At 70.9% G+C, this 23,783-nt stretch carries 22 protein-coding genes; 4 read left to right on the plus strand and 18 right to left on the minus strand.

Annotated features, from left to right (window positions below; all coding sequences use genetic code 11):
* Nucleotides 1–34: 34 nt before the first annotated feature.
* On the minus strand, nt 35–1,222 hold the full coding sequence (locus ABD073_RS12795; protein ID WP_343875191.1) for an amidohydrolase family protein: 1,188 nt from the start codon (nt 1,220–1,222) through the stop codon (nt 35–37).
* Nucleotides 1,223–1,269: 47 nt separating this feature from the next.
* Nucleotides 1,270–2,856 (minus strand): signal recognition particle protein, encoded by a 1,587-nt coding sequence (gene ffh / locus ABD073_RS12800; RefSeq protein ID WP_343875193.1) that lies wholly within the window; start codon nt 2,854–2,856, stop codon nt 1,270–1,272.
* Nucleotides 2,857–2,997: 141 nt separating this feature from the next.
* Between ffh and ABD073_RS12805 the strand changes: the two genes are divergently transcribed.
* Nucleotides 2,998–4,518, plus strand: a complete 1,521-nt coding sequence (locus tag ABD073_RS12805) for a xylulokinase (RefSeq protein ID WP_343875195.1) — start codon at nt 2,998–3,000, stop codon at nt 4,516–4,518.
* Between the two features lie 69 nt (nt 4,519–4,587).
* On the plus strand, nt 4,588–5,271 hold the full coding sequence (locus ABD073_RS12810; RefSeq protein WP_343875197.1) for a GNAT family N-acetyltransferase: 684 nt from the start codon (nt 4,588–4,590) through the stop codon (nt 5,269–5,271).
* A 102-nt stretch (nt 5,272–5,373) separates the two neighbouring features.
* Here the strand turns inward: ABD073_RS12810 and ABD073_RS12815 are convergent, their stop codons facing one another.
* The 11 genes from ABD073_RS12815 to ABD073_RS12865 form a co-directional block, all read right to left on the minus strand.
* On the minus strand, nt 5,374–6,735 hold the full coding sequence (locus ABD073_RS12815) for a sn-glycerol-1-phosphate dehydrogenase (RefSeq protein WP_343875199.1): 1,362 nt from the start codon (nt 6,733–6,735) through the stop codon (nt 5,374–5,376).
* Between the two features lie 72 nt (nt 6,736–6,807).
* A complete protein-coding gene (gene ftsY / locus ABD073_RS12820) occupies nt 6,808–7,914 on the minus strand; it encodes a signal recognition particle-docking protein FtsY (protein WP_343875201.1) in 1,107 nt (368 codons plus the stop codon).
* Nucleotides 7,915–7,980: 66 nt separating this feature from the next.
* Nucleotides 7,981–8,196 (minus strand): hypothetical protein, encoded by a 216-nt coding sequence (locus ABD073_RS12825; RefSeq protein WP_343875202.1) that lies wholly within the window; start codon nt 8,194–8,196, stop codon nt 7,981–7,983.
* Between the two features lie 141 nt (nt 8,197–8,337).
* Nucleotides 8,338–11,895, minus strand: a complete 3,558-nt coding sequence (gene smc / locus ABD073_RS12830) for a chromosome segregation protein SMC (RefSeq protein WP_343875204.1) — start codon at nt 11,893–11,895, stop codon at nt 8,338–8,340.
* Nucleotides 11,896–11,898: 3 nt separating this feature from the next.
* Nucleotides 11,899–12,612 (minus strand): GtrA family protein, encoded by a 714-nt coding sequence (locus tag ABD073_RS12835; RefSeq protein ID WP_343875207.1) that lies wholly within the window; start codon nt 12,610–12,612, stop codon nt 11,899–11,901.
* Nucleotides 12,613–12,614: 2 nt separating this feature from the next.
* Nucleotides 12,615–13,529, minus strand: coding sequence for a bifunctional DNA-formamidopyrimidine glycosylase/DNA-(apurinic or apyrimidinic site) lyase (mutM, locus tag ABD073_RS12840; protein ID WP_343875210.1), 915 nt, complete (start codon nt 13,527–13,529; stop codon nt 12,615–12,617).
* Between the two features lie 4 nt (nt 13,530–13,533).
* Entirely contained in the window at nt 13,534–14,301 is a 768-nt protein-coding gene (rnc, locus tag ABD073_RS12845; protein ID WP_343875212.1) for a ribonuclease III, read from the minus strand.
* A gap of 1 nt (nt 14,302) precedes the next feature.
* Nucleotides 14,303–14,494 (minus strand): 50S ribosomal protein L32, encoded by a 192-nt coding sequence (gene rpmF / locus ABD073_RS12850; RefSeq protein ID WP_343875213.1) that lies wholly within the window; start codon nt 14,492–14,494, stop codon nt 14,303–14,305.
* A 75-nt stretch (nt 14,495–14,569) separates the two neighbouring features.
* Complete coding sequence (locus ABD073_RS12855; RefSeq protein ID WP_386751317.1) at nt 14,570–15,154, minus strand: YceD family protein; 585 nt, start codon at nt 15,152–15,154, stop codon at nt 14,570–14,572.
* An 88-nt stretch (nt 15,155–15,242) separates the two neighbouring features.
* Nucleotides 15,243–15,728, minus strand: coding sequence for a pantetheine-phosphate adenylyltransferase (gene coaD / locus ABD073_RS12860; RefSeq protein ID WP_343875214.1), 486 nt, complete (start codon nt 15,726–15,728; stop codon nt 15,243–15,245).
* Entirely contained in the window at nt 15,725–16,378 is a 654-nt protein-coding gene (locus tag ABD073_RS12865) for an RsmD family RNA methyltransferase (RefSeq protein ID WP_343875216.1), read from the minus strand. The genes coaD and ABD073_RS12865 overlap by 4 nt, the downstream gene beginning before the upstream one ends.
* A gap of 224 nt (nt 16,379–16,602) precedes the next feature.
* Between ABD073_RS12865 and ABD073_RS12870 the strand changes: the two genes are divergently transcribed.
* The gene (locus ABD073_RS12870) at nt 16,603–17,019 is read left to right on the plus strand and encodes a pyridoxamine 5'-phosphate oxidase family protein (protein WP_386751320.1); all 417 of its coding nucleotides are present in this window, start codon (nt 16,603–16,605) and stop codon (nt 17,017–17,019) included.
* A 16-nt stretch (nt 17,020–17,035) separates the two neighbouring features.
* Here ABD073_RS12870 and ABD073_RS12875 read toward each other — a convergent pair whose 3' ends face one another.
* The 3 genes from ABD073_RS12875 to ABD073_RS12885 all read right to left on the minus strand — a co-directional run bounded on the left by ABD073_RS12875 (nt 17,036) and on the right by ABD073_RS12885 (nt 21,433).
* Complete coding sequence (locus ABD073_RS12875; RefSeq protein WP_343875219.1) at nt 17,036–19,276, minus strand: ATP-dependent DNA helicase RecG; 2,241 nt, start codon at nt 19,274–19,276, stop codon at nt 17,036–17,038.
* 125 nt (nt 19,277–19,401) lie between these two features.
* Nucleotides 19,402–19,587 (minus strand): 50S ribosomal protein L28, encoded by a 186-nt coding sequence (rpmB, locus tag ABD073_RS12880; protein ID WP_343875222.1) that lies wholly within the window; start codon nt 19,585–19,587, stop codon nt 19,402–19,404.
* A gap of 163 nt (nt 19,588–19,750) precedes the next feature.
* Nucleotides 19,751–21,433 (minus strand): ribonuclease J, encoded by a 1,683-nt coding sequence (locus tag ABD073_RS12885; RefSeq protein WP_343875224.1) that lies wholly within the window; start codon nt 21,431–21,433, stop codon nt 19,751–19,753.
* A 274-nt stretch (nt 21,434–21,707) separates the two neighbouring features.
* On the opposite strand from ABD073_RS12885, the gene ABD073_RS12890 reads away from it, so the two are divergent.
* The gene (locus ABD073_RS12890; RefSeq protein WP_343875225.1) at nt 21,708–22,307 is read left to right on the plus strand and encodes a GNAT family N-acetyltransferase; all 600 of its coding nucleotides are present in this window, start codon (nt 21,708–21,710) and stop codon (nt 22,305–22,307) included.
* Nucleotides 22,308–22,334: 27 nt separating this feature from the next.
* Here ABD073_RS12890 and ABD073_RS12895 read toward each other — a convergent pair whose 3' ends face one another.
* Together ABD073_RS12895 and dapB are read right to left on the minus strand one after the other, a co-directional pair.
* Complete coding sequence (locus ABD073_RS12895; protein WP_343875228.1) at nt 22,335–23,000, minus strand: LmeA family phospholipid-binding protein; 666 nt, start codon at nt 22,998–23,000, stop codon at nt 22,335–22,337.
* 17 nt (nt 23,001–23,017) lie between these two features.
* Complete coding sequence (gene dapB / locus ABD073_RS12900) at nt 23,018–23,758, minus strand: 4-hydroxy-tetrahydrodipicolinate reductase (protein WP_343875230.1); 741 nt, start codon at nt 23,756–23,758, stop codon at nt 23,018–23,020.
* Nucleotides 23,759–23,783 lie beyond the last annotated feature (25 nt).

Here is a 23,783-nt window from a genome sequence, read left to right on the forward strand (position 1 = left end):
CACCACTTGTTGTGTGATCTTTACCGCGAGGCAGTCACGGCCGGGCCGCGCGCACCACCCGGCCGCGCAGCACCACCGCCAAGGGGTGACGGGCGAGGCCCAGGTTCTTCCGGGGATCCTCGGCGAAGACCACCAGGTCGGCCGGGGCCCCCTCCTCCAGGCAGGGCCGGCCCAGCCAGTCGCGGGCACGCCAGGAGGCGGCGCCCAGGGCGAAGTCGGCATCGCCCAGCTGGCCGAGCAGTTCCACCTCCTGGCCCAGGATTCCGTGGGGCATGACCCCACCCGCGTCGGTGCCCGCGAAGATCGGCACCCCGGCCTCCCGGGCGGAGCGCAGCACGTCGATCCGGGTGCGGTAGAGCTCGCGCATGTGGGCGGCATAGCGCGGGAACTTGGCCTGGCCGCTGGCGGCGATGTCGGGGAAGTTCTCCAGGTTGACCAGGGTGGGCACCAGCGAGACCTGCCGTTCGGCCATCTGCTCCACCACCTCTGGCGTGATCCCGGTGCCGTGCTCGATGCCGTCGATCCCGGCCGCCACCAGCTCGGCGGCGGACTGCTCGCCGAAGCAGTGGGCCGTCACCCGTGCGCCCAGCTGGTGCGCCCGCTCGATCGCCTGCTGGGCCACCTCGACCGGCCACAGCGGCGCGAGGTCCCCCTCGTCCCGGTCGATCCAGTCCCCCACCAGCTTGACCCAGCCGTCACCCGCCGCGGCCTGCTGCTCGACGGTGGCCACCAGCTCGGCCGGCTCCACCTCCTCGGCATAGTTGCGCAGGTAGCGCTTGGGGCGGGCGATGTGGCGTCCGGCACGGATCAGCTTCGGCAGGTCCTCGCGCTCGTCGATCCAGCGGGTGTCGGCCGGGCTGCCGGCGTCGCGCAGCAGCAGCGTCCCTGCATTGCGGTCGGCCAGGGCCTGCTGCTCTGCGGTCTCCGGTGGCACGGCCCCGTTCTGGTCCAGGCCGATGTGGCAGTGGGCGTCGACCAGGCCGGGCATGATCCAGCAGTCGGTGGCGAGGGTGAGTGCGTCGTCGATGCGTTCGTAGGTGACGATGCCGTCGTGGATCCACAGGTCGCGAACCTCCCCCTGGGGCAGCAGCGTGCCGCGCAGGTGGAGCCGGACCTCGGGCCCGTCGGGCACCACCAGCTCACCGATGTGGGTGTGGGTGTGCCCGTCGTGCGTGTGGGTGTGCACCAGCTCCGGCAACTCGCCGTGGGAATGGCCGCTCATGCGCCCATCCTGCCGCACGCCTGCCCGGGACAGGCGTGCGGGAAGGGTCAGCGTCCCTGGTTCTTGAACATCTTCTGCATCTCGGGCGGCAGCGAGAAGTTCTCCATCGCCTTGGCCAGGTCCGCCTCGGAGGGCTGGGCCCCGGCACCGACGCCGAAGGCGGCGCCCGCGTCGACGATCTCGCCGGCGGTGGGGCGGCCCTGCTGGGCGGCCGCACGCTTGGCCGGGTTGCCGGAGACCTTCTGGCCCTTCTTGGGCTTCTTGGCGGCCTGCTTGCCCTTGCGGGCGCCACCACCCATGCCGGGCATGCCCGGCATGCCGGGCATGCCGCCGCCGGCCATCTGCTGCATCATCTTGCGGGCCTCGACGAAGCGGTTCACGAGGTTGTTCACATCGCTCACCTGGACACCGGCGCCCTTGGCGATGCGGGCGCGACGCGAGCCGTTGAGGATGGCGACGTCGTCGCGCTCGGCCGGGGTCATCGAGTAGATGATCGCCTCGATGCGGTCGATCTCCTTCTCGTCGATGGCGGCCAGCTGGTCCTTCATCTGGCCCATGCCGGGCAGCATCCCGAAGATCTTGCTCATCGGGCCCATCTTGCGCAGCTGCTGCATCTGGGCCAGGAAGTCGCCCAGGCCGAACTCGCCCTTGCCGGAGACCAGCTTCTCGGCGGCCTTGCGCGACTGCTCGGCGTCGAAGTGCTTCTCGGCCTGCTCGATCAGGGTGAGCATGTCGCCCATGTCCAGGATGCGGCTGGCCATCCGGTCGGGGTGGAAGACGTCGAAGTCCTTCAGCCCCTCGCCGTTGGAGGCGAACATGATCGGCTTGCCGATCACCCGGGCGATGGACAGCGCCGCACCACCACGGGCGTCGCCGTCGAGCTTGGTGAGCACGACGCCGTCGAAGCCGACGCCCTCGCTGAAGGCCAGGGCGGTGTTCACCGCGTCCTGGCCGATCATGGCGTCCACCACGAACAGGGTCTCGTCGGGGGTGACGGCGGCCTTGATGTCGGCGGCCTGCTGCATCAGCTCCGCGTCGATGCCCAGGCGGCCGGCGGTGTCCACGATCACGACGTCGTAGAGCTTGCGCTGGGCCTCGAGGATGGAGGCGCGGGCGACGGCCACCGGGTCACCGATGCCGTTGCCGGGCTCCGGCGCGAAGACGTGCACGCCGGCGCGCTGGCCCACGATCTGCAGCTGGTTGACGGCATTGGGCCGCTGCAGGTCCGCAGCCACCAGCAGCGGCGAGTGGCCCTCGCCCTTGAGCCAGAGCGCCAGCTTGCCGGCCAGCGTGGTCTTGCCGGCACCCTGCAGGCCGGCCAGCATGATCACGGTCGGCGGGGTCTTGGCGAAGCGGATGGTGCGGTCCTCACCGCCGAGGATGTTGACCAGTTCCTCGTTGACGATCTTGATGATCTGCTGCGTCGGGTTGAGCGCCGCCGAGACCTCCTCGGCGCGGCAGCGCTCCTTGAGGTTCGCGACGAACTCCTTGACCACGGAGAGGTTGACGTCGGCCTCGAGCAGCGCGATGCGGATCTCCCGCGCGGTCGCGTCGATGTCGGCCTCGGTCAGCCGGCCCTTGCCGCGCAGCCCCTTGAAGGTTGCGGCAAGGCGATCGGAGAGGGTGTCGAACACTGTTTGTCCTTCGCGTCAGCGGGTCACCGGCCGGAGCGGTGGCGGTCGAGTGCCAAGGATACTGCCCTGCCGACTCGTGCCCAGAATGCTGGGCCTAGGCTGGGGCCGACCTAAGCAGCTGGGCCTTCTCACAGGAGAGACATGGCAACCGAACCCCTCGTCATCGCGGTGGACTCCTCCACCACCTCCACGAAGGCGATCGTGGTGGACCCGGCCGGCCAGGTGCTGGCCGAGGCCCGCGCCGAGATCGCCCTGCACACGCCGGGCATCGACCGTTACGAGCACGACCCACGGGACTGGTGGACCAGCACCCGCGAGGCGGTGGGCAGCGCGCTGGCCGCCCTGTCGACCGCGGACCGGGAGCGCATCGCGGCCATCTCGGTGACCCCGCAGCGGCAGAGCTTCTCGCTCTTCCGCGACGACGGCACCCCGGTGCGCCCCGGCATCCTGTGGCTGGACGGTCGCGCCGCGGCCCAGGTGGCCCGGATCGGCAGCGAGCAGGTGCACCGGCTGTCCGGCTTCCAGCCCGACGTCACGCCGTCGATCTACAAAATCGCCTGGCTGGCCGAGCACGAGCCCGCAAGCCTCGAGCAGGCCGACCGGATCGCCGGCGTGCACGGCTACCTGGTGCACGAGATGACCGGCGAGTGGATCGACTCCGCCGCCACCGCGGACTCGCTGGGCCTGCTGGACATGGCCCGGCTCGAGTTCAGCGAGGAACTGGTCTCGCTGGTGGGTCTGCAGCCCGAGCAGCTGCCGCGCCTGGTGCCGCCGGGCAGTGTGGTGGCCGAGCTGCTGCCCGCCGTCGCCTCCGACTGGGGCCTGCCCGGCCCCATCCCGGTGATCGCCTGCTGCGGCGACGGTCAGGCCGCAGGCCTGGGCTGCGGCGCCACCGGACCCGACGAGGCCTACCTGAACATGGGCACGGCGCTGGTGGCCGGCGTGCACTCCCCCGGCTACGAGGTGGGGGACGTCTACCGCACCGATGCCGCCGGCCTGCCCGGCCAGTACGTGCTCGAGATCGTGCAGAACTCCGGCTCCTACCTGGCCGGCTGGTTCCGCAGCGAACTGGGCGATCCGGCGCTGGCCGGGCGGCCCGACCCGGCGCTCGACGAGGCGGCTGCCGCGGTGGCGATCGGCTGCGGCGGCCTGGTGACGCTGCCCTACTGGAATGCGGTGCAGAGCCCGTACTGGGATCCGCTGGCCAAGGGCGCCATCGTGGGTCTGGCCGGGGCCCACGGCCGAGCGCAGATCTACCGCTCCATCCTGGAGGCCCTCAGTCTCGAGATGGCCCGCAACCTGGCCGGACTGCAGCGCGACACCGGCACGCCGCTGACCAGCGTCCGCGTGATGGGCGGCGGACAGCGCTCCCCGCTGTGGCGTCGCATCATGACCGACGCCGTGGGCCTGCCGCTGACGGCCTGCGAGGCGGAGGAGGTCTCCGCAATGGGGGCCGCCGTGCTGGCCATGGCGCACACCGGGGTGCACGGCGACATCGCCGCCACCTCCCGTGCGATGGCGAAGCTGGGTGACGTCACCGAGCCCGACATGGCCGCCCACGCGGTCTACCAGGAGCTCTCCGAGGTCCAGGCCCGGCTCTACCCCGCGCTGAAGGAGGCCTTCGAGGCACAGGCTGCCTTCGCCGAGCGGCATCCGGCCTGAGCCCGTCCCGACGGCGTCGTCCCCCTTGGGACGGCGCCGTCGTGCTGCCGGCCGTGGTTGGCTGGAGCCATGGACCTGACCACCATCTCCTCTCCCGAGCAGGGCCGACGGGTCTGGCGCGAGGTGCTCCGCCCGGCCTTCCCCGACAGCGAGCTGCTGGCCGAAGAGAGCTTCGTCGCCGAGCTGGCGCGCGAGGAGCTGCACGTCCTCGCTGCGCTCGACGGGGACCGGATTATGGGCTGCGCCGTGGGCGAGCACGACCCGTCGAGCGGGGTGGTGCTGCTGACCTGGCTGGCCACCACGGCGGCAGCCCGGGGCACCGGTGTCGGATCGCTGCTGCTGGACCAGGCCCTGGTGCAGTGGCAGCTGCGCTGGCAGCCGCGCATGATCCTGGGCGAGGTGGAGAACCCCTCGCGGCACCGGGCCAGCGAGCAGCACGGCGACCCACGCGCCCGGGTGCGCTTCTACCGACGCTGCGGAGCCCGGGCCCTGGCGCTTCCCTACTTCCAGCCCTCGGTCTCACCCGACCAGCCGCGGGTGGCGGACATGATGCTCACCGTGCTGCGCGACGACGGCGAGATGCCCGGCCCGTGGGTGGCGTCGGGTCCGGTGCGCCGCTTCTGGCACCAGCTGACCATCGACGAGCCCCGCGACGCGGCCTGGCAGGCGATGGAGGCTGCGCTGGCCGGCGAACGGGTCGAGGCCCTGGATCTGCACTCCCCCGACGAGCTGCTGCCCACCAGCCTGCGCTGATCCCGTCGCCGTCGGGCAGGGCGCCGGGGTGGCCCGGACAGGGGACGGCGCCGCAACCCCCGAGGTGCGGCGCCGTCCGGCTCGTCGGCGGTGTGGATCGCCTCAGTCCGCCGTGGGGTTCTGGGCCCAGTAGCCGTCGCCCTCGAAGAGGGAGTCGATCACCTGGCCCAGCAGGCCCAGCTCCTGCAGGGTGTCGAGGATGGTGTAGCGGGAACGGATGGTCTGGGCCTGGTAGTAGGTCAGCTTCATCTTGTCCATGTCGATGTCGATCATCTGCGGGTGGTAGGGGCCACCCACGGCCTTCAGCATCTCGGCGGCCTCGCGCGCGCTCACCAGCTGCGGGCGCACCCGCTCCAGGATGGCGTCCCAGTGCTGCTGGACCAGCTCGATGCGCTCACGGATCTGGTCGGGCTGCACGTACTTGGCACGCGACTGGCCCAGGGCGGCCTCACGGATCGCCTCGATGGGCTGCAGGGCGGCCACCCGCTCGTCATTGGCCTTCTCGTCGGGCCAGGCGGCGACGGCGGCGTCCACGTCCAGGCCCTTCACATCCAGCTCGAGCACCTTCTCGTAGAGCGCGCAGACGGCCACGGTGCCCAGGCCCACCTTGTTGCCATGGCTCAGCGGGGGCTCCCAGTCCAGGCCGTGGCCCTCCATCTCCCACTGGTGGGAGAAGTTGTGGCCGGCGCCGGAGGCCGGACGCGACGACTGGTGCGCCTGCATCGCCAAGCCACTCATCAGCAGGCCCTCGGCCAGCCCCTCGATGGCCTCCGGCCTGCCCTCGGCGCAGCCGGTGGGATCGGACAGGGCGTCGCGCAGGGTGTCTTGCACCAGGCCCCAGACATAGGAATCGACGGCCTCGATGCCCAGCTCGTCGGAGAGCAGCCAGTCGGCGCCACCGGGGATCTTCTCGATCAGGTCGCCGAAACCGGTGGCGGTCAGTCGCTGGGGCGCCTTGCCCATGATGTCCAGGTCCGCGACCAGGGCGGTGGGGGCCGGACAGTTGCGGGTGATCTTGAAGCCGTCCTTGGTGATGGAGGCGCCGAAGGCCGCGTAGCCGTCCATGGAGGCGGCGGTGCAGACATTCATGTAGGGCCGACCCAGCTCGCCGGAGGCCAGCTTGGTGAGGTCGTTCAGGGTTCCCGAGGCGATGCTCACGGCGACGGCGTCGACGCCCTTGAGGTGCTCGCGCAGGATCTCCACGTTCTCGTAACCGGCGTAGAGGGTGGGGGTGCCCGGGAAGACGTGGGCAGGCTCGAGGGTGACACCGGCTGCCTCCAAGGAGGCCTGCACGGCCTCGCCGGCGGCGGCCCAGGTGTTCTCGTCGGCGACGATGATGACGTGCGCGTCGCCGAAGCAGTCGGTGAACACCTGCCCGGTCTGGTCGACCACGCCGCGTCCCGCGACGATGGCCTTGGTGTCGGTGGCGGTCTCGAGCGCCCGCTGGATCAGTTGGGAGGTCATGGCCACATTCTGGTCCTCGACGACCCCGCTTGCACAGGGTTCGAGGAAAAATTCACACAAAATGTGATAAAGCTACTGCCCCATCAGACCGTTGACGAAGCCCTCGGCCTCGAAGGGGGCCAGGTCGTCCACGCCCTCGCCCAGCCCGATCAGCTTCACCGGGACGCCCAGCTCGCGCTGCACCTGCACCACGATGCCGCCCTTGGCCGAGCCGTCCAGCTTGGTCAGCACCAGACCGGAGACGTCCACCACCTCGCGGAAGATCCGGGCCTGGACCAGGCCGTTCTGACCGGTGGTGGCGTCCAGCACCAGCAGCACCTCGCTGACCGGCGCGATCTTCTCCACCACGCGCTTCACCTTGCCCAGCTGGTCCATCAGCCCGGTCTTGGTGTGCAGCCGGCCGGCGGTGTCGATCAGCACCACGTCGACGCCCTGGGCGATGCCCTCCTCCACGGCACGGTAGGCGACGGAGGCGGGATCGGCCCCCTCCTCGCCGCGCACGGTCTGCACGCCGACCCGCTCGCCCCAGGTGGACAGCTGCTCGGCGGCGGCGGCACGGAAGGTGTCGGCCGCGCCCAGCAGCACCGACTTGTTCTCGGCCACCAGGACACGGCCCAGCTTGCCGCAGGTGGTGGTCTTGCCGGTGCCGTTGACACCCACCACCATCACGACCGCGGGCTTGCCGTCGGTACGGGCCAGGTTGAGCGAGCGGTCCATGGTGGGATCCACCAGGTTGACCAGCTCGGTGCGCAGCACGCCGGCGGCCAGGTTCGGGTCCTGCACGCCGTCGATCGCCAGCTTCTTGCGCAGGTTGCCCACCAGCTCGGTGGTGGGGCCGACGCCGAGGTCGGAGCTGATCAGCGTGGCCTCGAAGTCGTCCCAGGTCTCCTCGTCGAGCCGGTCACGCGCCAGCAGGTCGGCCAGGCCGCGAGCCAGAGCATTGTTGCTGCCGGACAACCGACGACGCAGCCGGGCCAGGCGGGAGCCGGCAGACTCCGGGACCTCGACGCCGATCTCTGGTTCGAGGGTGTCCACCTCGGTCGAGGTGGGTTCGCGGGGCACCTCGGGGCGGGTCTGCGAGCCCTCGACGCCACGCCGATTGCCGACGAAGATGACGATGCTGGCCAGCACGAGGCAGGCGATGACGCCACCGATGATCCACCAGAAGAATTGGTCCACGCGCTCACCCTATCGAAGACGCAGCACGGCCCCGGTCAGATGACCGGGGCCGTGCGCAGGAGGGTGTCAGCGCTGGCTGTCGGCCAGCTGCTTGGGCATCAGGTCCACCAGGGCCTGCGGGGGCTCGGCGTCGCCATTCATGTGGCGGGCGGCCTCGGCCAGCTGGTTCGCGAGCTTCGGGGCCCGCTCCTTGCCGGCGCCGTGCATGCCGACGGCGACGACGCCCCAGACGGCGAGGGCCACGAGGATGATGAGGAACATGGAGATGTAGACCGCAGTCACAGGTGGAGCCTTCACTACTCGTGGGTGGATGACTCCATTGTGGGGCCCATGACGCTCGTCATGGGCCTCGAATCGCCAGCGACGGGGTGAACGCACAGCAAAGAATCAGCGCAGCCTCACCGGACGCTCAGCGAACCCCGCTCAGTCCTCGTCGTGGCCCAGGCGCTGGCTGATCACGGTGGAGACGCCGTCGCCGCGCATCGTGACGCCGTAGAGGGCGTCGGCGATCTCCATGGTGCGCTTCTGGTGGGTGATCACCAGCAGCTGGGAGCTCTCGCGCAGCTGCTCGTAGATGCCCAGCAGGCGGCCGAGGTTGGCGTCGTCGAGGGCGGCCTCCACCTCGTCGAGGATGTAGAAGGGGCTGGGCCGGGCGATGAACAGGCTGACCAGGAAGGCGACGGCGACCAGGGATCGCTCGCCGCCGGAGAGCAGCGAGAGACGCTTGACCTTCTTGCCCGCCGGGCGCGCCTCCACGTCGACGCCGGTGGTGAGCCAGCTGCCGGGCTCGGTGAGCACCAGCCGCCCCTCTCCCCCGGGGAAGAGGCGCGGGAAGACGTCGTTGAAGGTGCGCTCCACGTCGGCATAGGCGGCGGCGAAGACCTCCTCGACGCGCTTGTCCACCTCCTCGACGATGTCCATCAGGTCCTTGCGGGTCTGGCGCAGGTCCTCGAGCTGCTCGGCCAGGAAGGCGTGGCGCTCCTGCATGGCGTCGAACTCCTCCAGCGCCAGCGGGTTCACCCGTCCCAGCACCTGCAGGTTGCGCTCGGCGGTGCGCAGCCGCTTGGCCTGCTCCTCGCGGACGAAGGGCACCGGCTCGGGCTGCTCGTCGTCCTCGGTCAGGGCGGAGCCGTCGGGTCGGGTGAGCACCGGGACGAACTGGTCGGGGCCGTACTCGTCCATCAGCACCTGGGCCTCGAGGCCCAGCTCGGCCATGGCCCGCTCGGCGAGCGACTCGATGCGCATCCGCATCTCGATGCGCGCCATCTCATCCTTGTGGGCGCCCTCGACGATCTTCTCCAGCTCGCGGGCGCGCTCGCGGCTCTCGCGACGTGCCACGCCCAGCCGTGCCTCCGCCTCGACGCGCGCAGCCTCGGCCTCGTCGCGCTCGGTGGTGGCCAGCACCCGCGAGGCGTCCACCCGGCCCAGCAGCCAGCCGGCGGCGGCGTGCACGGCGGTGGCGGCCTGCGCCTCGCGGCGCAGCTGTGCGGCTCGGGCGGCGGCCTTCTCGCGGGCCTGGCGCTCTGCGACGGCCGCCCGGCGCAGCGAATCGGCGCGTCCGGCCAGGCCGCGCACCCGCTCCTCGGCGGTGCGCAGGGCCAGCCGGGAGTCCATCTCCTCGGTGCGCGCCAGCCGCGCCTGTTCGGCGTGCTGGTCGCGCTCGGTGGCATCGGGCTCGTCGACCTCGCCCTCGGCGGAGGCGTTCGCCAGGCGCTGCTCCAGGTCGGCCAGGCCGGCCTCGTGCTGCGCGCGGGTGGCGGCCGCCTTGCCGATCGCCTGCTCCAGGCGGTCGGCCTCGGCGCGGGCAGAGGTCTCGGCCTGGGCCAGCACGCTGAGCCGTCGACTCAGCTCGGCGTGCTCCTGCTCGGAGGCCTTGACGGCGGCGCGGGCGGCGGTGCGCTGGGCATTGACCTGCTCCAGCTCGGCGGTGGCAGCCTCGATCCGCTGCTCCAGGCTGCCGATCTCGGCGAGCGCGTCCTCCTCGTCGGCGCGGGCCTGGTCCACGGCGGCCTGGATCTCGATCAGCGAGGACTTCGAGGTGGAGCCGCCGGTGACGAACCAGCTGGAGATGATGTCGCCCTGACGGGTGACCGCCGCCAGGTCGGGATGCTCGCGGGCGATCCGGGTGGCCTCGGCCTCGTCCTCGGCCAACACGACGTGGCCCAGCACCCGCTCCAGCGCGGGCTGCAGCGGCTCAGTGACGCTGACGGCGTCGAGGGCCGGGCGCAGGCCCTCGGGCACCTCCACCAGACCGGAGCGGCTGGCACCGGCCAGCAGCAGCCCGGCGCGGCCCAGCTCGCCGGAACGCAGGTGTTCCAGGGCCTGGGTTGCGGCCTCCAGCGAGTCGAAGGCGATGGCCTCGGTGGCGCTGCCCAGGGCGGCGGACAGGGCGGTCTCCCAGCCGGGCTCGACGCTGACCAGCTCGGCCACCTGGCCCAGCAGGCCGCCCAGCCGGTCGCGCGCCGCCAGCAGGGCGGCGGGGGCGTCGGTGCGGTCCAGGCCCATCTCCAAGGCATCGATCCGGGCGGCCAGGCCGGCGTGGCGCTGGCGCACCTGCTGCTCGCTGCGACGCAGCTCCTGCAGCGCTCGTCCCAGCTCGTCGACGCGGGCCGTGGCCTCGGTCTGGGCGGCGACGAGTTCGTCGCCGGCACCCTGGTGGTTCTCGACGGCGCTGCGTGCCTCGGCCACCTGGGCGGCGGCCTGGTCGGCGCGGGCCAGGGCCTCGTCGCGCTGGGCGGCGAGCCGGTCGGTCTCCTCCGCGGAGGCGTCCAGCCGGGAGCGCAGCGAGTTCACCTGACCGGTGAGGCGGGCCAGCCCCTCGCGACGGTCGGCGATGGCGCGCAGTGCCGCGGCATGGGCCCGGTCGGCCTCGGCGTGGGCCGCCTCGGCGGTGGAGCGTCGCTGCTGGGCGTCGGCCAGCTTGTCCTGCAGCGCCTTGACCTGCTCGCGCAGGTCGTTCTCGGCCTCGCGCGCCTCCGCGGCCTCCTGGTCCAGCTGTTCCGGGTCTCGGCCCTGGCGCCCGAGCTCGGGCTGGGCGTCGGCATGACGCATCCGCTCGGCGGCGATCTGCTGGGTGGTGGTGACCCGCTCGCGCAGGGCGGCCAGCGCGTACCAGGTCTCCTGGGCCCGGGCCAGGCGCGGCTGGGCCTCGGCGACCGCCTGCTCGGCGGCCTGCTCGTCGTTGCGGGCAGAATCCAGGGCGGCCTCGGCGCGGGCACGGGCCTGGGACAGGGCGGCCTCGTCGGCCAGGTCGGTCTCCAGGGCGAGGGTGGCCTGTGTGAGGTCGTCGCCCAGCAGGCGGGCCTTGGCGTCGCGCAGCTCGGCCTGGATCACGGCGGCCTTGCGGGCCACCTCCGCCTGGCGCCCCAGCGGCTTGAGCTGGCGACGGATCTCGGCCACCAGGTCGTTGAGCCGGTCCAGGTTGCCCTGGGTGGACTCCAGCTTGCGCAGCGCCTTCTCCTTGCGCTTGCGGTGCTTCAGGACACCTGCGGCCTCCTCGATGAAGCCGCGGCGGATCTCGGGGGTGGCCTGCAGGATGGTGTCGAGCTGGCCCTGGCCGACGATGACGTGCATCTCGCGGCCGATGCCGGAGTCGCTGAGCAGTTCCTGCACGTCGAGCAGCCGGGCGGAGTGGCCGTTGATGGCGTACTCGCTGCCACCGTTGCGAAACATGGTGCGGCTGATCGTCACCTCGGTGTACTCGATCGGCAGCGCGCCGTCGGTGTTGTCGATGGTGAGCACCACCTCGGCGCGGCCCAGTGGGGCACGGCCGGAGGTGCCGGCGAAGATGACGTCCTCCATCTTGCCGCCGCGCAGGCTCTTGGCCCCCTGCTCGCCCATCACCCAGCTCAGCGCGTCGACCACATTGGACTTGCCGGAGCCGTTGGGGCCCACCACGCAGGTGATGCCCGGCTCGAAGTTGAGCGTGGTGGCCGAGGCGAAGGACTTGAAGCCACGCAGCGTGAGGCTCTTGAGGTACACGGCCTAGACCTGTTCGGCCTCGTCCAGCGCCCGGTCACGACGCAGCCGCTCCGAGAGCTGGCCCGAGGTCTGCACGCCGAGCGCGGCGACCGTGGGCTCGCCCTGCTCGTCGACCAGCTCCGGGGAGACGACGGGCGCCACCAAGGGCACGTCCTCGCCGGTCTCCGGGTGCTTGACGGCACGGAAGGTCCACAGCTTGTTCACGATGAAGTTGATCGGGAGCGTCAGCACGATGGTGATCAGCTGGGACCAGTAGGCGCGTGCCCGCAGGCCCTGGTCGTCGTTGAAGACCGAGCCCGGCAGGTAGAAGGGCGAAGTGGGATTGGTGAGCGCCGTCTTGATGAACAGGCCGGCACCCGCCGCCACTGCGCCGACGGCGAAGAAGGGCCAGAACTCCCGGGACCAGCTGCGGCTGTGCTCGCGCTTGAAGGTCCAGCGACGGTTCAGCTCGAAGTTCCACAGGTTCGCCACCAGGAAGGCGCCGATCCAGACCAGGTGGGTGTACCGGAAGGCGTGCTGCTTGGTGATGTACCACAGGGGCGCATTGTCCCTGCTGGTGCCGCCGTGCAGCTTGGTCATGATGAAGGCGACCACCATGTTCACGACCACGCCCGAGCCGCCCACGATGCCGAACTTCACGAACTGGCGCAGGTGACGCTTGCTCCGCGCGCGTCGGGACTCGACGACGGGTTCGGTGGTGACGGGGGCTTCGCTCACAGTCATGGGAGCCTACCGCCGCCGGTGGCGCGCACCCCGGTGCGGCGCGCGGTGGCGGTGGCGCCGCCGGGGCGGACGGCCCGCGGTGGCTTCTGGCAGCTCGGGCAGAAGTGGCTGGAGCGGTTGGTGAACTGGCTGCGCACCATGGTGGTGCCGCAGCGCGAGCAGGGCAGGCCGTCGCGGCCATAGGCATTGAGGGAGCGGTCGAAGTATCCGGACTCGCCGTTCACCTTGACGTAGAGCTCGTCGAAGCTGGTGCCGCCCTGCTCCAGGGCCTCGGCCATCACGGTGCGTGCCGCCTCCAGCACGCCGACGGCCTGGGGGCGGGTGAGCCGGTCGGTGGGCCGCTCGGGGTGCAGCCCGGCCAGCCAGAGCGCCTCGTCGGCATAGATGTTGCCGATGCCGCTGACCAGTGTCTGGTCCAGCAGGGCACGCTTCACGGTGGTGCGCTTGCGGCGCATCCGGGCCGCCACCTGCTCCAGGTCGAAGGCCGGCTCGAAGGGGTCGGGGGCGATGTGGGCCATCTCGGTGGGCAGTTCCGCTCCCCCGGTGCTCAGCTGCAGGCCACCGAACATCCGCTGGTCCACGAAGCGCAGCTGGGAGCCGTCGTCCAGGTCGAAGAGCACCCGGGTGTTGCGCAGCAGGGCGGTCTCGGGGGTGTCGACGCGGAACTGTCCGCTCATGCCCAGGTGGGTCAGCACGGCGTCGCCGTCGACCAGCGGGAACCACAGGAACTTGCCGCGGCGTCGCGGCACCTCGAAGCGACGCCCGGACAGGGTGGTCTCGAAGTCGCGCGGGCCGAGCTGGTGACGGCGCACCGGGCGCGGGTGCAGTACCTGCACCCGCCTGATGGTGCGTCCGGTCACCAACGGCTCGAGCCCGGCGCGGACGGTCTCGACCTCGGGCAGCTCGGGCACGGGATCAGGCGGTGGCCGCCGCGGCGGCGCCGGGATCGGTCAGCGGGTCCTCGTCGCGCGAGGCCTGCTCGGCTGCCTGGGCCGCGGCCTGGATGGCGGTGAAGGCCTTGCCGGCCGCCTCCTGCTCGGCCTGCTTCTTGTTGCGTCCCGAGCCGCTGCCGTACTCGACGCCGTTGACCACGGCACGCGCCACGAAGCGCTTGTCGTGGTCCGGGCCGGACTCCTCGATCAGGTAGGTGGGCATCGGGTGGCCGGCATTGGCGCAGACCTCCTGCAGGGAGGTCTTCCAGTCAAGGCCCGCACCCATCTGGTCGGCCTCGTCCACCAGCGGGTCGAAGATGTGGTGCACGAAGACCTCGGCCTTCTCCATGCCGCCGGTCAGGAAGATCGCACCGATCAGGGCCTCCGTGGTGTCGGCCAGGATCGAGGTCTTGTCGCTGCCGCCGGTGGTCACCTCGCCGCGTCCCAGCCGCACCATCGGCCCCAGCTCCAGGCCCCGGGCCACCTCGGCCAGCGTCACCGCATTGACCACGGCGGCGCGCAGCTTCGCCAGACGCCCCTCGGGGTAGTCCGGGAAGGTCAGGTAGAGGTGCTCGGTGACGACGATGCCCAGCACCGAGTCGCCCAGGAACTCCAGGCGCTCGTTGGTGGGGATGCCGCCGTTCTCGTAGGCATAGGAGCGGTGCGTCAGGGCAAGCTCGAAGAGCTGGGCGTCCATCGGGACACCCAGCTCGTCGAGAAGCTGCTGGAAACGGCTCTGCTGAGCCGCCATGTCAGGCGTCGAGGACCTGGCGACGCGAGGCGCGGGGGCCGTACTGGCCGCAGGCGGGGCACGCGGTGTGCTGCAGGTGGGCCTCGCGGCACGCGGGGTTCACGCAGGTCACCAGGTTGGCGGCGGTCGCCTTCCACTGGGCGCGACGGCTGCGGGTGTTGCTGCGGGACATCTTCCGCTTCGGGACTGCCACGATCTTCTCCTTGAGTGGTGGCCACCGGGTGGTGGCTCTCTCGTCTGTGGTGCCCGAACCAGGTCCGGGCCCTTCTCAGTTCTGCTCGCCGTCAACGTCCAGCTCGGTGAGCGCCGCCCAGCGGGCGTCGATCTCCTCGCCGTGGCTGTGGTCCGGATCATCGTTCAGGTTGGCGCCACAGGTGACGCACAGTCCCAAACAGTCATCCCGACACAGGGGCGTGAACGGCAGGTCCAGCACCACCGCGTCGCGGAGTGCCGGGTCCAGGTTGATCATGTCGTCCTGGATGTAGCTGGCATCCTCCTCGGCCTCGCGCTCCGGGTAGAAGTACAGCTCCTGGATGTCGTAGGAGGACTCGTCCTCGAACGTCTCCAGGCAGCGCGCACACTCCCCGACGAGCTCGACCTCGGCGGTGCCGGTGACCAGGACGCCCTCCACCACGGACTCCAGACGGAGGTCCAGCGCGATGTCGGAGCCCTCAGGCACCTTGATCATCTCGATGCCGAGTTCCGCCGGCGCGGGGACATCGCGATGCAGTTCCTTCATCGTCCCGGCACGACGGGCGAGCTCGTGGATCTCGAGTACGAGAGGCGAGCGGCCATCGAGGTGGCGATGCTGGTTCATCACGATCCCTTCAGCACGGTGGCACGACAGCGTCATGACCGAGGGCCAACTCTACCCGCAGCCCTCCCCCGGAACCAAACCGCGAGCTGCTGCGGTGCAGCGGGCAGCTGCCCGGGCCGGGGGCTCAGGCCTGGCGGCGCTCGGCGACCCGACGGACGATGGCCTCGTTGACTGCCGGCGTCACGAAGGCGGAGATGTCGCCGCCGAAGGAGGCCACCTCACGCATCATGCTCGACGAGACGGTGGCATAGGGGCCCTCAGCGGGCAGGAAGACGGTCTCCAGCCCGGAGACGTGGTGGTTCAGGTTGGCCATCTGCAGCTCGTAGTCGAAGTCGCCGGCGAAGCGCAGGCCCTTGACGATCACGGTGCAGCCCTGGGCCCTGGCATAGTCCACCAGCAGGCCCTCGATCACGCCCACCTCGACGCCCTCCCAGCCGGACACCGCATCGCGGGCCAGGGCCACGCGCTCCTCGACGTCGAACAGGTGGTTCTTGGTGGAATTGCGCCCGACGGCCACCAGCACCTGGCCGAAGACCTTGTGGGCACGCTCGACCACGTCGAGGTGGCCGCGGGTGATGGGGTCGAAGGACCCGGGGATGATGGCCTTCATGCCGTCTCCTCCTCGTCGTGGTGCTGGGGATCGTCGCTCTGCTGGGGATCGTCGGCCGGGGTTGGGACTTCTTCGTCCTGGGGCAGGGGTGTGCAGTAGTGCAGCACGGTCTCGCCATAGCCCTTGGACCAGTGCTCGGTGCCGGGCGGGAAGTCCGGTTCGCCGCTGCGCGAGGAGCGCTCCAGCACGATGATCCCGTTGTGCACCAGGCGGGCCAGCGCCAGCTCCAGGGTCCGGGAGACCTGCTCGTTGGTGAAGGGATAGGGCGGGTCCAGCCAGATCACGTCGAAGCGGGAGTCCTCGCGCTGCAGCCAGCCGTCCACGGCGGCCACCTCGACGCGCGCCTGCAGCCGGGTGTGGGCCAGGTTGGCGCGGACCAGCCGGGCCGTGCCCTGGTCGTGCTCCACCAGCACCACCGGCCCGGCCCCGCGGCTCGCGGCCTCCAGGCCCACCCCACCGGAACCGGCGTAGAGGTCCAGGAAGGCGATCTGGTCGAGCTGGGCGTCCGCGCCCGCGTCGGCGGTGCCGTTCCAGGTGGCCAGCGAGCTGAACAAGGCCTCGCGCACTCGATCGGTGGTGGGCCTGGTCCGCTCCCCCGGCGGGGTCTGCAGCCTGGCGCCTCCAGCGCTGCCGGCGATGATCCTGCTCATGGTGGGCAACCCTACTGCGCCGACTGAGGGCAGGTCGCCCGTGGCGATGGCCGGAGTGCCCAGAACTCCTCTCGCCCGACACTGTCACACTTTAGTGGGCGTCTACCCCCACCAAACCGTGACATTGACTGCGACGGGGCTGCTCACGTCTCCACCGTCCGGCCCATGCCCGAAAGTGCCGCCCCGCCCGGTCACGGCGGCGGGTGATGGGCAAGAATTGGGTCATGGCCGACACGAACCCGATCACCACCATCGAAGAAGACACCTGCTGGGGCTACCTCGCCAGCCAGGAGGTGGGCCGGCTCGCCACCGCGAAGGAGGGCCAGCCCGAGATCTTCCCCATCAACTACTGCGTCGACGGGCAGTCCGTGGTCTTCCGCACCGCCTCGGGCTCCAAGCTGCAGGAGCTCACCGACAACGAGCACGTCGCCTTCGAGGTGGACGGCTGGGACGAGGAGGGCGGCTGGAGCGTCGTGATCAAGGGCAATGCCGCCGAGATCACCGACGAGCGCGAGCTGGCCCTGGCGGACAAGATGCCGCTGCGCCCCTGGGTGCCCACCGTGAAGCGCCACTACGTGCGCATCACCCCCGACGAGATCACCGGCCGCGGCTTCACCTTCGGCCCCGAGCCGAAGGCCTGAGCCAGCAGGGAGCGGATCAGCTCTTCTCGAGCCACTCCCCTGCAGCCAGCAGCTCGGTCTGGGTGACCATGTCGGCCAGGTAGGGGTTGACCCGGTCCGGGTCGTCGGCGACGAGCCGCTCGGCCAGGTCGCGGCAGTGGGCGATCAGGTCGGCGTGCTCGATGACGCGCAGCAGCTTGAGGCTGGAGCGCCCGCCCGACTGGTTGGCGCCCAGCACATTGCCCTCCCGACGCTGGGCCAGGTCGAGCTCGGCGAGCTGGAAGCCGTCGCGGGTGGCCTCGACGGCACGCAGCCGCTCCAGGGCGCTGGAGTCCGCCGGCGCCTGGCTGATCAGCAGGCACAGGCCGGGGTGCTCGCCCCGGCCGATCCGGCCGCGCAGCTGGTGCAGCTGCGAGATGCCGAAGCGATCGGCGTCCATCACCACCATCACGGTGGCATTGGGCACGTCGACACCCACCTCGATCACGGTGGTGGCCACCAGCACGTCCGCCTCGCCGGCGGCCATCCGCTGCATCACCGCATCCTTCTCCTCGGCGGGCATCCTGCCGTGCAGCACCTCCAGGCGCAGGCCCTGCAGCGGCCCGGAGCGCAGCTGCTCGGCCAGCTCGACGACGGTGGCGCTGGGCGGCGCCTGGTCCTCGGCGCTGGGCAGCTCGTCGGCATCGGTGGGCTCGATGCGGGGACAGACCACGAAGGCCTGGCGCCCCGCCGCCACCTCCTCACGGATCCGCTGCCAGGCCCGCTCCACCCAGGTGGGATGGCTGGGGACGTGCACCAGGCTGGTCTGCACCTCCTGGCGGCCGGCAGGCAGCTCGTCGAGGGTGGAGACCTCCAGGTCACCGAAGACGGTCATCGCCACCGAGCGCGGGATCGGGGTGGCGGTCATCACCAGCACGTGGGGCCGCAGCTCGGCCTTGTCGTTGAGCACGGCGCGCTGCTCGACGCCGAAGCGGTGCTGCTCGTCGACGACCACCAGGCCGAGGTCCGCGAACTGCACCCGGTCGGCCAGCAGGGCATGCGTGCCCACCACCAGGCCGGCCTGGCCGGAGGCCACCTTGAGCAGGGCATTCTTCTTCGCCACCGCCGACATGGAGCCGGTGAGCAGGACGATCTCGGTGGCCTCCTCCGGGGCGCCCAGGGTCTGGCCGGCGGCCAGGTCCCCGAGCTGGCGGCGCATCGACTCGAAGTGCTGGGTGGCGAGCACCTCGGTGGGGGCCAGCATCACGGCCTGCTTGCCGGAGTCGACGGCGCGCAGCATGGCGCGCAGCGCCACCAGGGTCTTGCCGGAGCCGACCTCGCCCTGCAGCAGCCGCTGCATCGGCGCGGTGCCGGCGATGGCCTCGAAGACCTCCTCGCCCACCCGCTGCTGCCCGGCGGTCAGCGTGAAGGGCAGCCGCTGGTCGAAGGCGGCCAGCAGTCCCCCGCCCCCGGTGAGCGGCGCAGCGGTGAAGTGGGCATTGTCGTGGCGCCGGTAGGCCATGGTGAGCTGCATCTGCAGCGCCTCGTCGAAGAGCAGCCGGTCGGCGGCAGCCTCGGCCTGGTCCCGGCTGTCCGGCTGGTGGGCCAGGGTGAGCGCCTCGTCGAGGCCCAGCAGGCCCTCCTCGCGCACCAGCCAGTCGGGCAGCGGCTCGGCCAGCGGGCCCATCTGCTCCAGCACCAGCTGGATGGTCTCGCCCACCTCCCAGGTGGGCATCTTGGCGGTCGCGGGATAGATGCCCACCAGGCCGGAGCGGGAGACCTGCTGCACCATGGCGTTCTGGTTGGCCTTGCCGATCACCGTGCCGGAGGCGTCGAGGATGACGAAGTTGGGGTGGGTGAGCTGGGGACGGTCCTGGAAGGTGCCCACCTTGCCGACGAAGATGCCGCGGGCCCCCACCGGCAGCACCGACTCCCAGTACTTCACCAGGTGGGGCTTGCCGAAGAAGGTGCAGCCCAGGGTGCCCTGGCCGTCGGTGAGGGTGACCTCCAGCCGCATCCGCGGCGGGGCTCCGGCCTGCCGGGTGCGGCCCACCACGGCCATCACCGCGACGTCCTCGCCGATCGGCAGGTCCGCCAGGGAGCTGTTCTCGGTGCCCGAGAGATAGCGGCGCGGCAGGTGGCGCACCAGGTCCCCCACGGTGTGCAGCCGCAGCGACTCCAGCGCCTTGGCGGTCTTGTCGCCCACCACCTTGGCCAGCGGCCGGTTCAGCTCGGCGAAGGTCTCGGTGCGCCACTGGGGCTGCCAGGCCGGGGCGGGGGCAGAAGTCTTCTTGGGCACGTCGAGCAGCCTACAAGCCACCCCTGACAGGCCCGGGACACGACAAGGCCACCGGACCGGGTCCGGTGGCCAGTGCCATGTTCAGGGTGTCCCCATGGGGACGGACGGCCGCGGGGGCCGCAGGGTCAGCGGGAGACCTTGCCGGCCTTCAGGCAGGAGGTGCACACGTTGACGCGCTTGGGGGTGCCGTTGATGGTGGCACGCACGCGCTGGATGTTCGGGTTCCACCGACGGTTGGTCTTCTTCTTCGACCACGGCACGTTGTGGCCGAAGCCCGGGCCCTTGGCGCAGACGTCGCACACGGCAGCCATTGGTAACTCCTCAGTTCATGGAATCGGTTCCCTGCAGCACCCGGGAGGTGGCACAGAGTGGATCAGCCCGAAACGGGCAACCCAAGAAGGATAGACCCTCGCCACCCTTCTGGCCAAAACGGCGACGGCCCACCGTGATGGTGGACCGCCTGCCGCCGGAGGCCTAGGTGGAGACCACCACCGGCACAATCATCGGACGACGGCGGTAGGTCTGCGAGACCCAGCGCCCGATGGTGCGGCGGATGGTCTGCTGCAGCCGGTGGGTGTCGTCGACGCCGTCGGCCAGCGCCTTCTCCAGCTCCTGGGTGAGCTGCTGGCGGATCTGGGTGAAGGTGTCGTCGGTCTCGGCGAAGCCACGGGCGTGGATGTCGGGGCCGCTGACCAGGGTGCGGGTGTGCAGGTTCACCGCCGCCACGACGGAGATGAATCCCTCCTCGCCCAGGATCTTGCGGTCGGTGAGCTCGCTCTCGGTGATGTCGCCCACCGTCGAGCCGTCCACGAAGATGTAGGAGGCGTCGATCTTGCCGGCCACCCGGATCCGGCCCTTGGCCAGGTCCACCACGGCGCCGTCCTCCACCACCGCGACGTTCTCGTCGGCCAGGCCGGTGGCCCTGGCCAGGTCCGCATTGGCGATCAGGTGGCGGATCTCGCCGTGCACAGGCATGGCATTGCGCGGCCGGATCACGTTGTAGCAGTAGAGCAGCTCGCCGGCGCTGGCATGGCCGGAGACGTGGACCAGGGCATTGCCCTTGTGCACCACGTTGGCGCCCAGCCGGGACAGGCCGTTGATGACGCGGTAGACGGCGTTCTCGTTGCCGGGGATCAGGCTGGAGGCCAGCAGCACGGTGTCGCCCTGGCCCACCTCGATCACCGGGTGCTCCTTGTTGGCGATCCGGCTCAGCGCCGACAGCGGCTCGCCCTGCGAACCGGTGGAGACGATGACCACCTTGTCGTCGGCGTACTTGTCGATGTCCTTGAGCTCGATCAGCGTGTTGCCGGGCACCGTCAGGTAGCCCAGGTCACGCGCCACCGACATGTTGCGGACCATGGAGCGGCCCACGTAGACCACCTTGCGGTCGTACTTCACGGCCAGGTTCAGGATCTGCTGGACGCGGTGCACGTGGGAGGCGAAGCAGGCCACGATCAGCTTCTTGCGGGAGCGCTCGAAGGTGCGCTCCAGGGCGGGCACGAGGTCCTTCTCCGGGGTGGTGAAGCCGGGCACCTCGGCATTGGTGGAGTCGGCCATGAACAGGTCGACCCCCTCCTCCCCGAGCCGGGCGAAGCCGCGCAGGTCGGTGATCCGGCCGTCCAGCGGGAGCTGGTCCATCTTGAAGTCACCGGTGTGCAGCACGGTGCCACCCTCGGTGCGGATGCAGACCGCCAGGGCGTCGGGGATGGAGTGGTTGACCGCGAAGAACTCCAGGTCGTAGTTGCCCACCCGGGCGCGGTCGCCCTCGCGGACCTCCTGCAGGTCGGTGTTGCGGATCCGGTGCTCGCGCAGCTTGCCCTCCACCAGGGCGAGGGTGAGCTTGGAGCCCCAGATCGGGATGTCGCTGCGGCGGCGCAGCAGATAGGGCACGGCACCGATGTGGTCCTCGTGGCCGTGGGTCAGCACCATGCCGATGATGTCGTCGAGCCGGTCGGACAGGTAGTCCAGGCCGGGCAGGATGAGGTCGACGCCGGGGTGGTCGTCCTCGGGGAAGAGCACCCCGCAGTCCACCAGCAGGATCTGGCCGTCGATCTCGAAGCAGGTCATGTTGCGCCCGACATCACCCAGGCCGCCGAGCGGGATGATCCGCAGCGTTCCGGGAGCGAGGCGGGAGGGGGTCTGGAGTTGGGTCGACACCCCTACACACTACCGGAGAGCGCCCTTGCCACCGCCCTCTCGCGCACCCGGCCCCGTTCGGCACCCCCGAGGCCCGGAACCCGGGGACGAAAAGGGTTCGAGTTGTCTGCTCGGGGGGTCAGACAACTCGAACCTGCGATCAGTATTGCATACCCCCCGCAAGTTAATGAGTTATCAGCATGAAACCGCTGACCGGCCGACGGCACTCCCCCCACCTGGCCCGGCTCGCCCGGAGCCGTTCGTCCGTCGCGCGCAGCCACCATAGGATGCAGCCATGCCGCAGAACCAGCCCTCCACCCCGATCGCCCCGAGCGTTCGCCTCGCCATGCCTGCCGAGGCCGTCCAGATCGCCGAGCTGCAACGTCGCTGCTGGGCCGACGACGAGCTGGAGCGACGCACCCTGGACGAGGTCGGCGTCGACGAGATGGCCCAGGTCTGGCACCACGCCATCACCCGTCCCCCGCTGGCCCACCACCGTGTGCTGGTGGCCACCCAGGCCTTCGGCGACGCGGAGCCCGGTGCCGAGCCGGGCACCACCCGCCACCGCACCCGGGTCTGCGGCTTCGCCGCCATCGGTCCCAGCGAGGATCCCGACGCCGTGGCCACCGACTCGGAGGTGGTGGAATTCCTCGTCGACCCGCTGCTCGCCGGGCAGGGCCACGAGGACCGCCTGCTGCACGCCCTGGTGGACACCATGCGCGCCGACGGTTACGAGCGCGCCACCTGGTGGCTGCGCAGCACCGACGACGAGCGCCGCGGCTGGCTGGAGGGCACCGGATGGGCCCCGGACGGCGCGCACCGCGAGGTGGGCACCGAGGACGGCGTGCTGCGCGTCAAGCAGGTGCGCCTGCACACCGACATCCGCCAGGACTGAGCCGGCCCGCCGGGGAGCCCCGCGGGATCAGCCGAGCTCGGAGAGCTGCACGTCCTCGCCGGTGAAGCCCAGCCGAAGGCCCTGTGGGCTGGCCTGCAGGGAGTTCACCGACAGGTTGGACAGCCGCGGCAGTTCTGCGGACTGCTCCACGGTGTCCACGACGGCCTGCGCCTGCGCCTCGTCCAGCTCGGTGCCGTCCAGGCTCACCTGGGCGTCGTCCAGCTGCAGCCGACCCTCCGCCACGGAGGGGACCGCCACCACGACGACGTCCACCTCGGTACCGAGCAGCTGCGCGCGCCGGGAGAGCTTCACCTTCTCCCCTCCGCCGGAGACGATCGTGGCGTCCATGGCCCGAGACATCTGCTCGTAACCGACCAGGGCACTGCCCCTGAGCGTGCCGGCCTTCGCGGCCGAGGGGTCCTGGACCGGACCCACCTGGCGGGCCACCACGTCGAGCTCGCTGACCTGCACCTCGTGACCCTGCAGGCTGAGGTCGGCCCGGGGCGCACGCACGTCCACCTGCTCGACGGTGCCGTCGAGCAGGGAGCGCAGGTAGGGCCAGCCGTGCGCCGTCACCTCGGGCCTGGTGCCGAGCCGTTGCGCCAGCAGCGTCGCGGCGCGGCTCTCCGCCTGCCCACGAGCCCACCAGTCCAGCCCGGCCGCGCCCGCCAGCAGTACCAGCAGGACCAGCACCAGACAGCCGAGCCGCCTCATTCGATGCCCAGCAGCCGCTCGATGCCGAGCGTCAGGCCGGGATGGCTGGGCACGTCCTGCACGGCCTTGACCACGCCGGGCATGAAGGAGGCCCGGTCCAGCGAGTCATGACGGATGGTGAGCGTCTCCCCGGGACCGCCGAAGAGGACCTCCTGGTGGGCCACCAGGCCCTGCAGCCGTACCGAGTGCACGTGGACGCCCTGCACCACGGCGCCCCGGGCACCGTCGGGATCGTGCATGGTGGCATCGGGGACCTCGCCCAGCCCGGCCTTCTCGCGGGCGGCGGCGATCAGCTCCACGGTGCTGCCGGCGGTGCCGGAGGGAGCGTCGGCCTTCTGCGGGTGGTGCAGCTCGATCACCTCGACGCTCGGGTAGTAGGCCGCGGCCATCTCGGCGATGTGCATCATCAGCACCGCGCCGATCGAGAAGTTGGAGGCGATCAGGCAGCCCACCTCGGGCTTGTCGGCGAGCCAGGCGCGCACCTGCTCCAGCCGCTGTTCGGTGAAGCCGGTGGTGCCCACCACGGTGTGGATGCCGCGGTCGATGCACCACTTGATGTTCTCCATCACCGCATCGGGATGGGTGAAGTCGACGATGACGTCGCAGCCCTCCGCCTCGTCGTGCGGGTCGCCCGCGTCGACGGCGGCCACCAGCTGCAGCCCGTCGACACGCTGCACCGCGCGACACACCTCGGCACCCATGCGGCCATTGGCACCGAACACTCCGACTCGGATCACGTCTGCTCCATTCCTGCGGTCGGCC

This window comes from Luteococcus peritonei (genome assembly GCF_039526385.1).
In the GTDB taxonomy this organism is placed as follows: Bacteria; Actinomycetota; Actinomycetes; order Propionibacteriales; family Propionibacteriaceae; genus Luteococcus; species Luteococcus peritonei.

Coding starts and splice junctions, on each gene's coding strand:
- coaD (WP_343875214.1), bottom strand. CDS start 15,728: ATGAAGGCCATCATCCCCGGGTCCTTCGACCCCATCACCCGCGGCCAC.
- ABD073_RS12795 (WP_343875191.1), bottom strand. CDS start 1,222: ATGAGCGGCCATTCCCACGGCGAGTTGCCGGAGCTGGTGCACACCCAC.
- ABD073_RS12815 (WP_343875199.1), bottom strand. CDS start 6,735: ATGACCTCCCAACTGATCCAGCGGGCGCTCGAGACCGCCACCGACACC.
- rnc (WP_343875212.1), bottom strand. CDS start 14,301: ATGGCGGCTCAGCAGAGCCGTTTCCAGCAGCTTCTCGACGAGCTGGGT.
- ABD073_RS12810 (WP_343875197.1), top strand. CDS start 4,588: ATGGACCTGACCACCATCTCCTCTCCCGAGCAGGGCCGACGGGTCTGG.
- ABD073_RS12870 (WP_386751320.1), top strand. CDS start 16,603: ATGGCCGACACGAACCCGATCACCACCATCGAAGAAGACACCTGCTGG.
- ABD073_RS12805 (WP_343875195.1), top strand. CDS start 2,998: ATGGCAACCGAACCCCTCGTCATCGCGGTGGACTCCTCCACCACCTCC.
- ABD073_RS12855 (WP_386751317.1), bottom strand. CDS start 15,154: ATGACGCTGTCGTGCCACCGTGCTGAAGGGATCGTGATGAACCAGCAT.
- rpmB (WP_343875222.1), bottom strand. CDS start 19,587: ATGGCTGCCGTGTGCGACGTCTGCGCCAAGGGCCCGGGCTTCGGCCAC.
- ABD073_RS12865 (WP_343875216.1), bottom strand. CDS start 16,378: ATGAGCAGGATCATCGCCGGCAGCGCTGGAGGCGCCAGGCTGCAGACC.
- ABD073_RS12890 (WP_343875225.1), top strand. CDS start 21,708: ATGCCGCAGAACCAGCCCTCCACCCCGATCGCCCCGAGCGTTCGCCTC.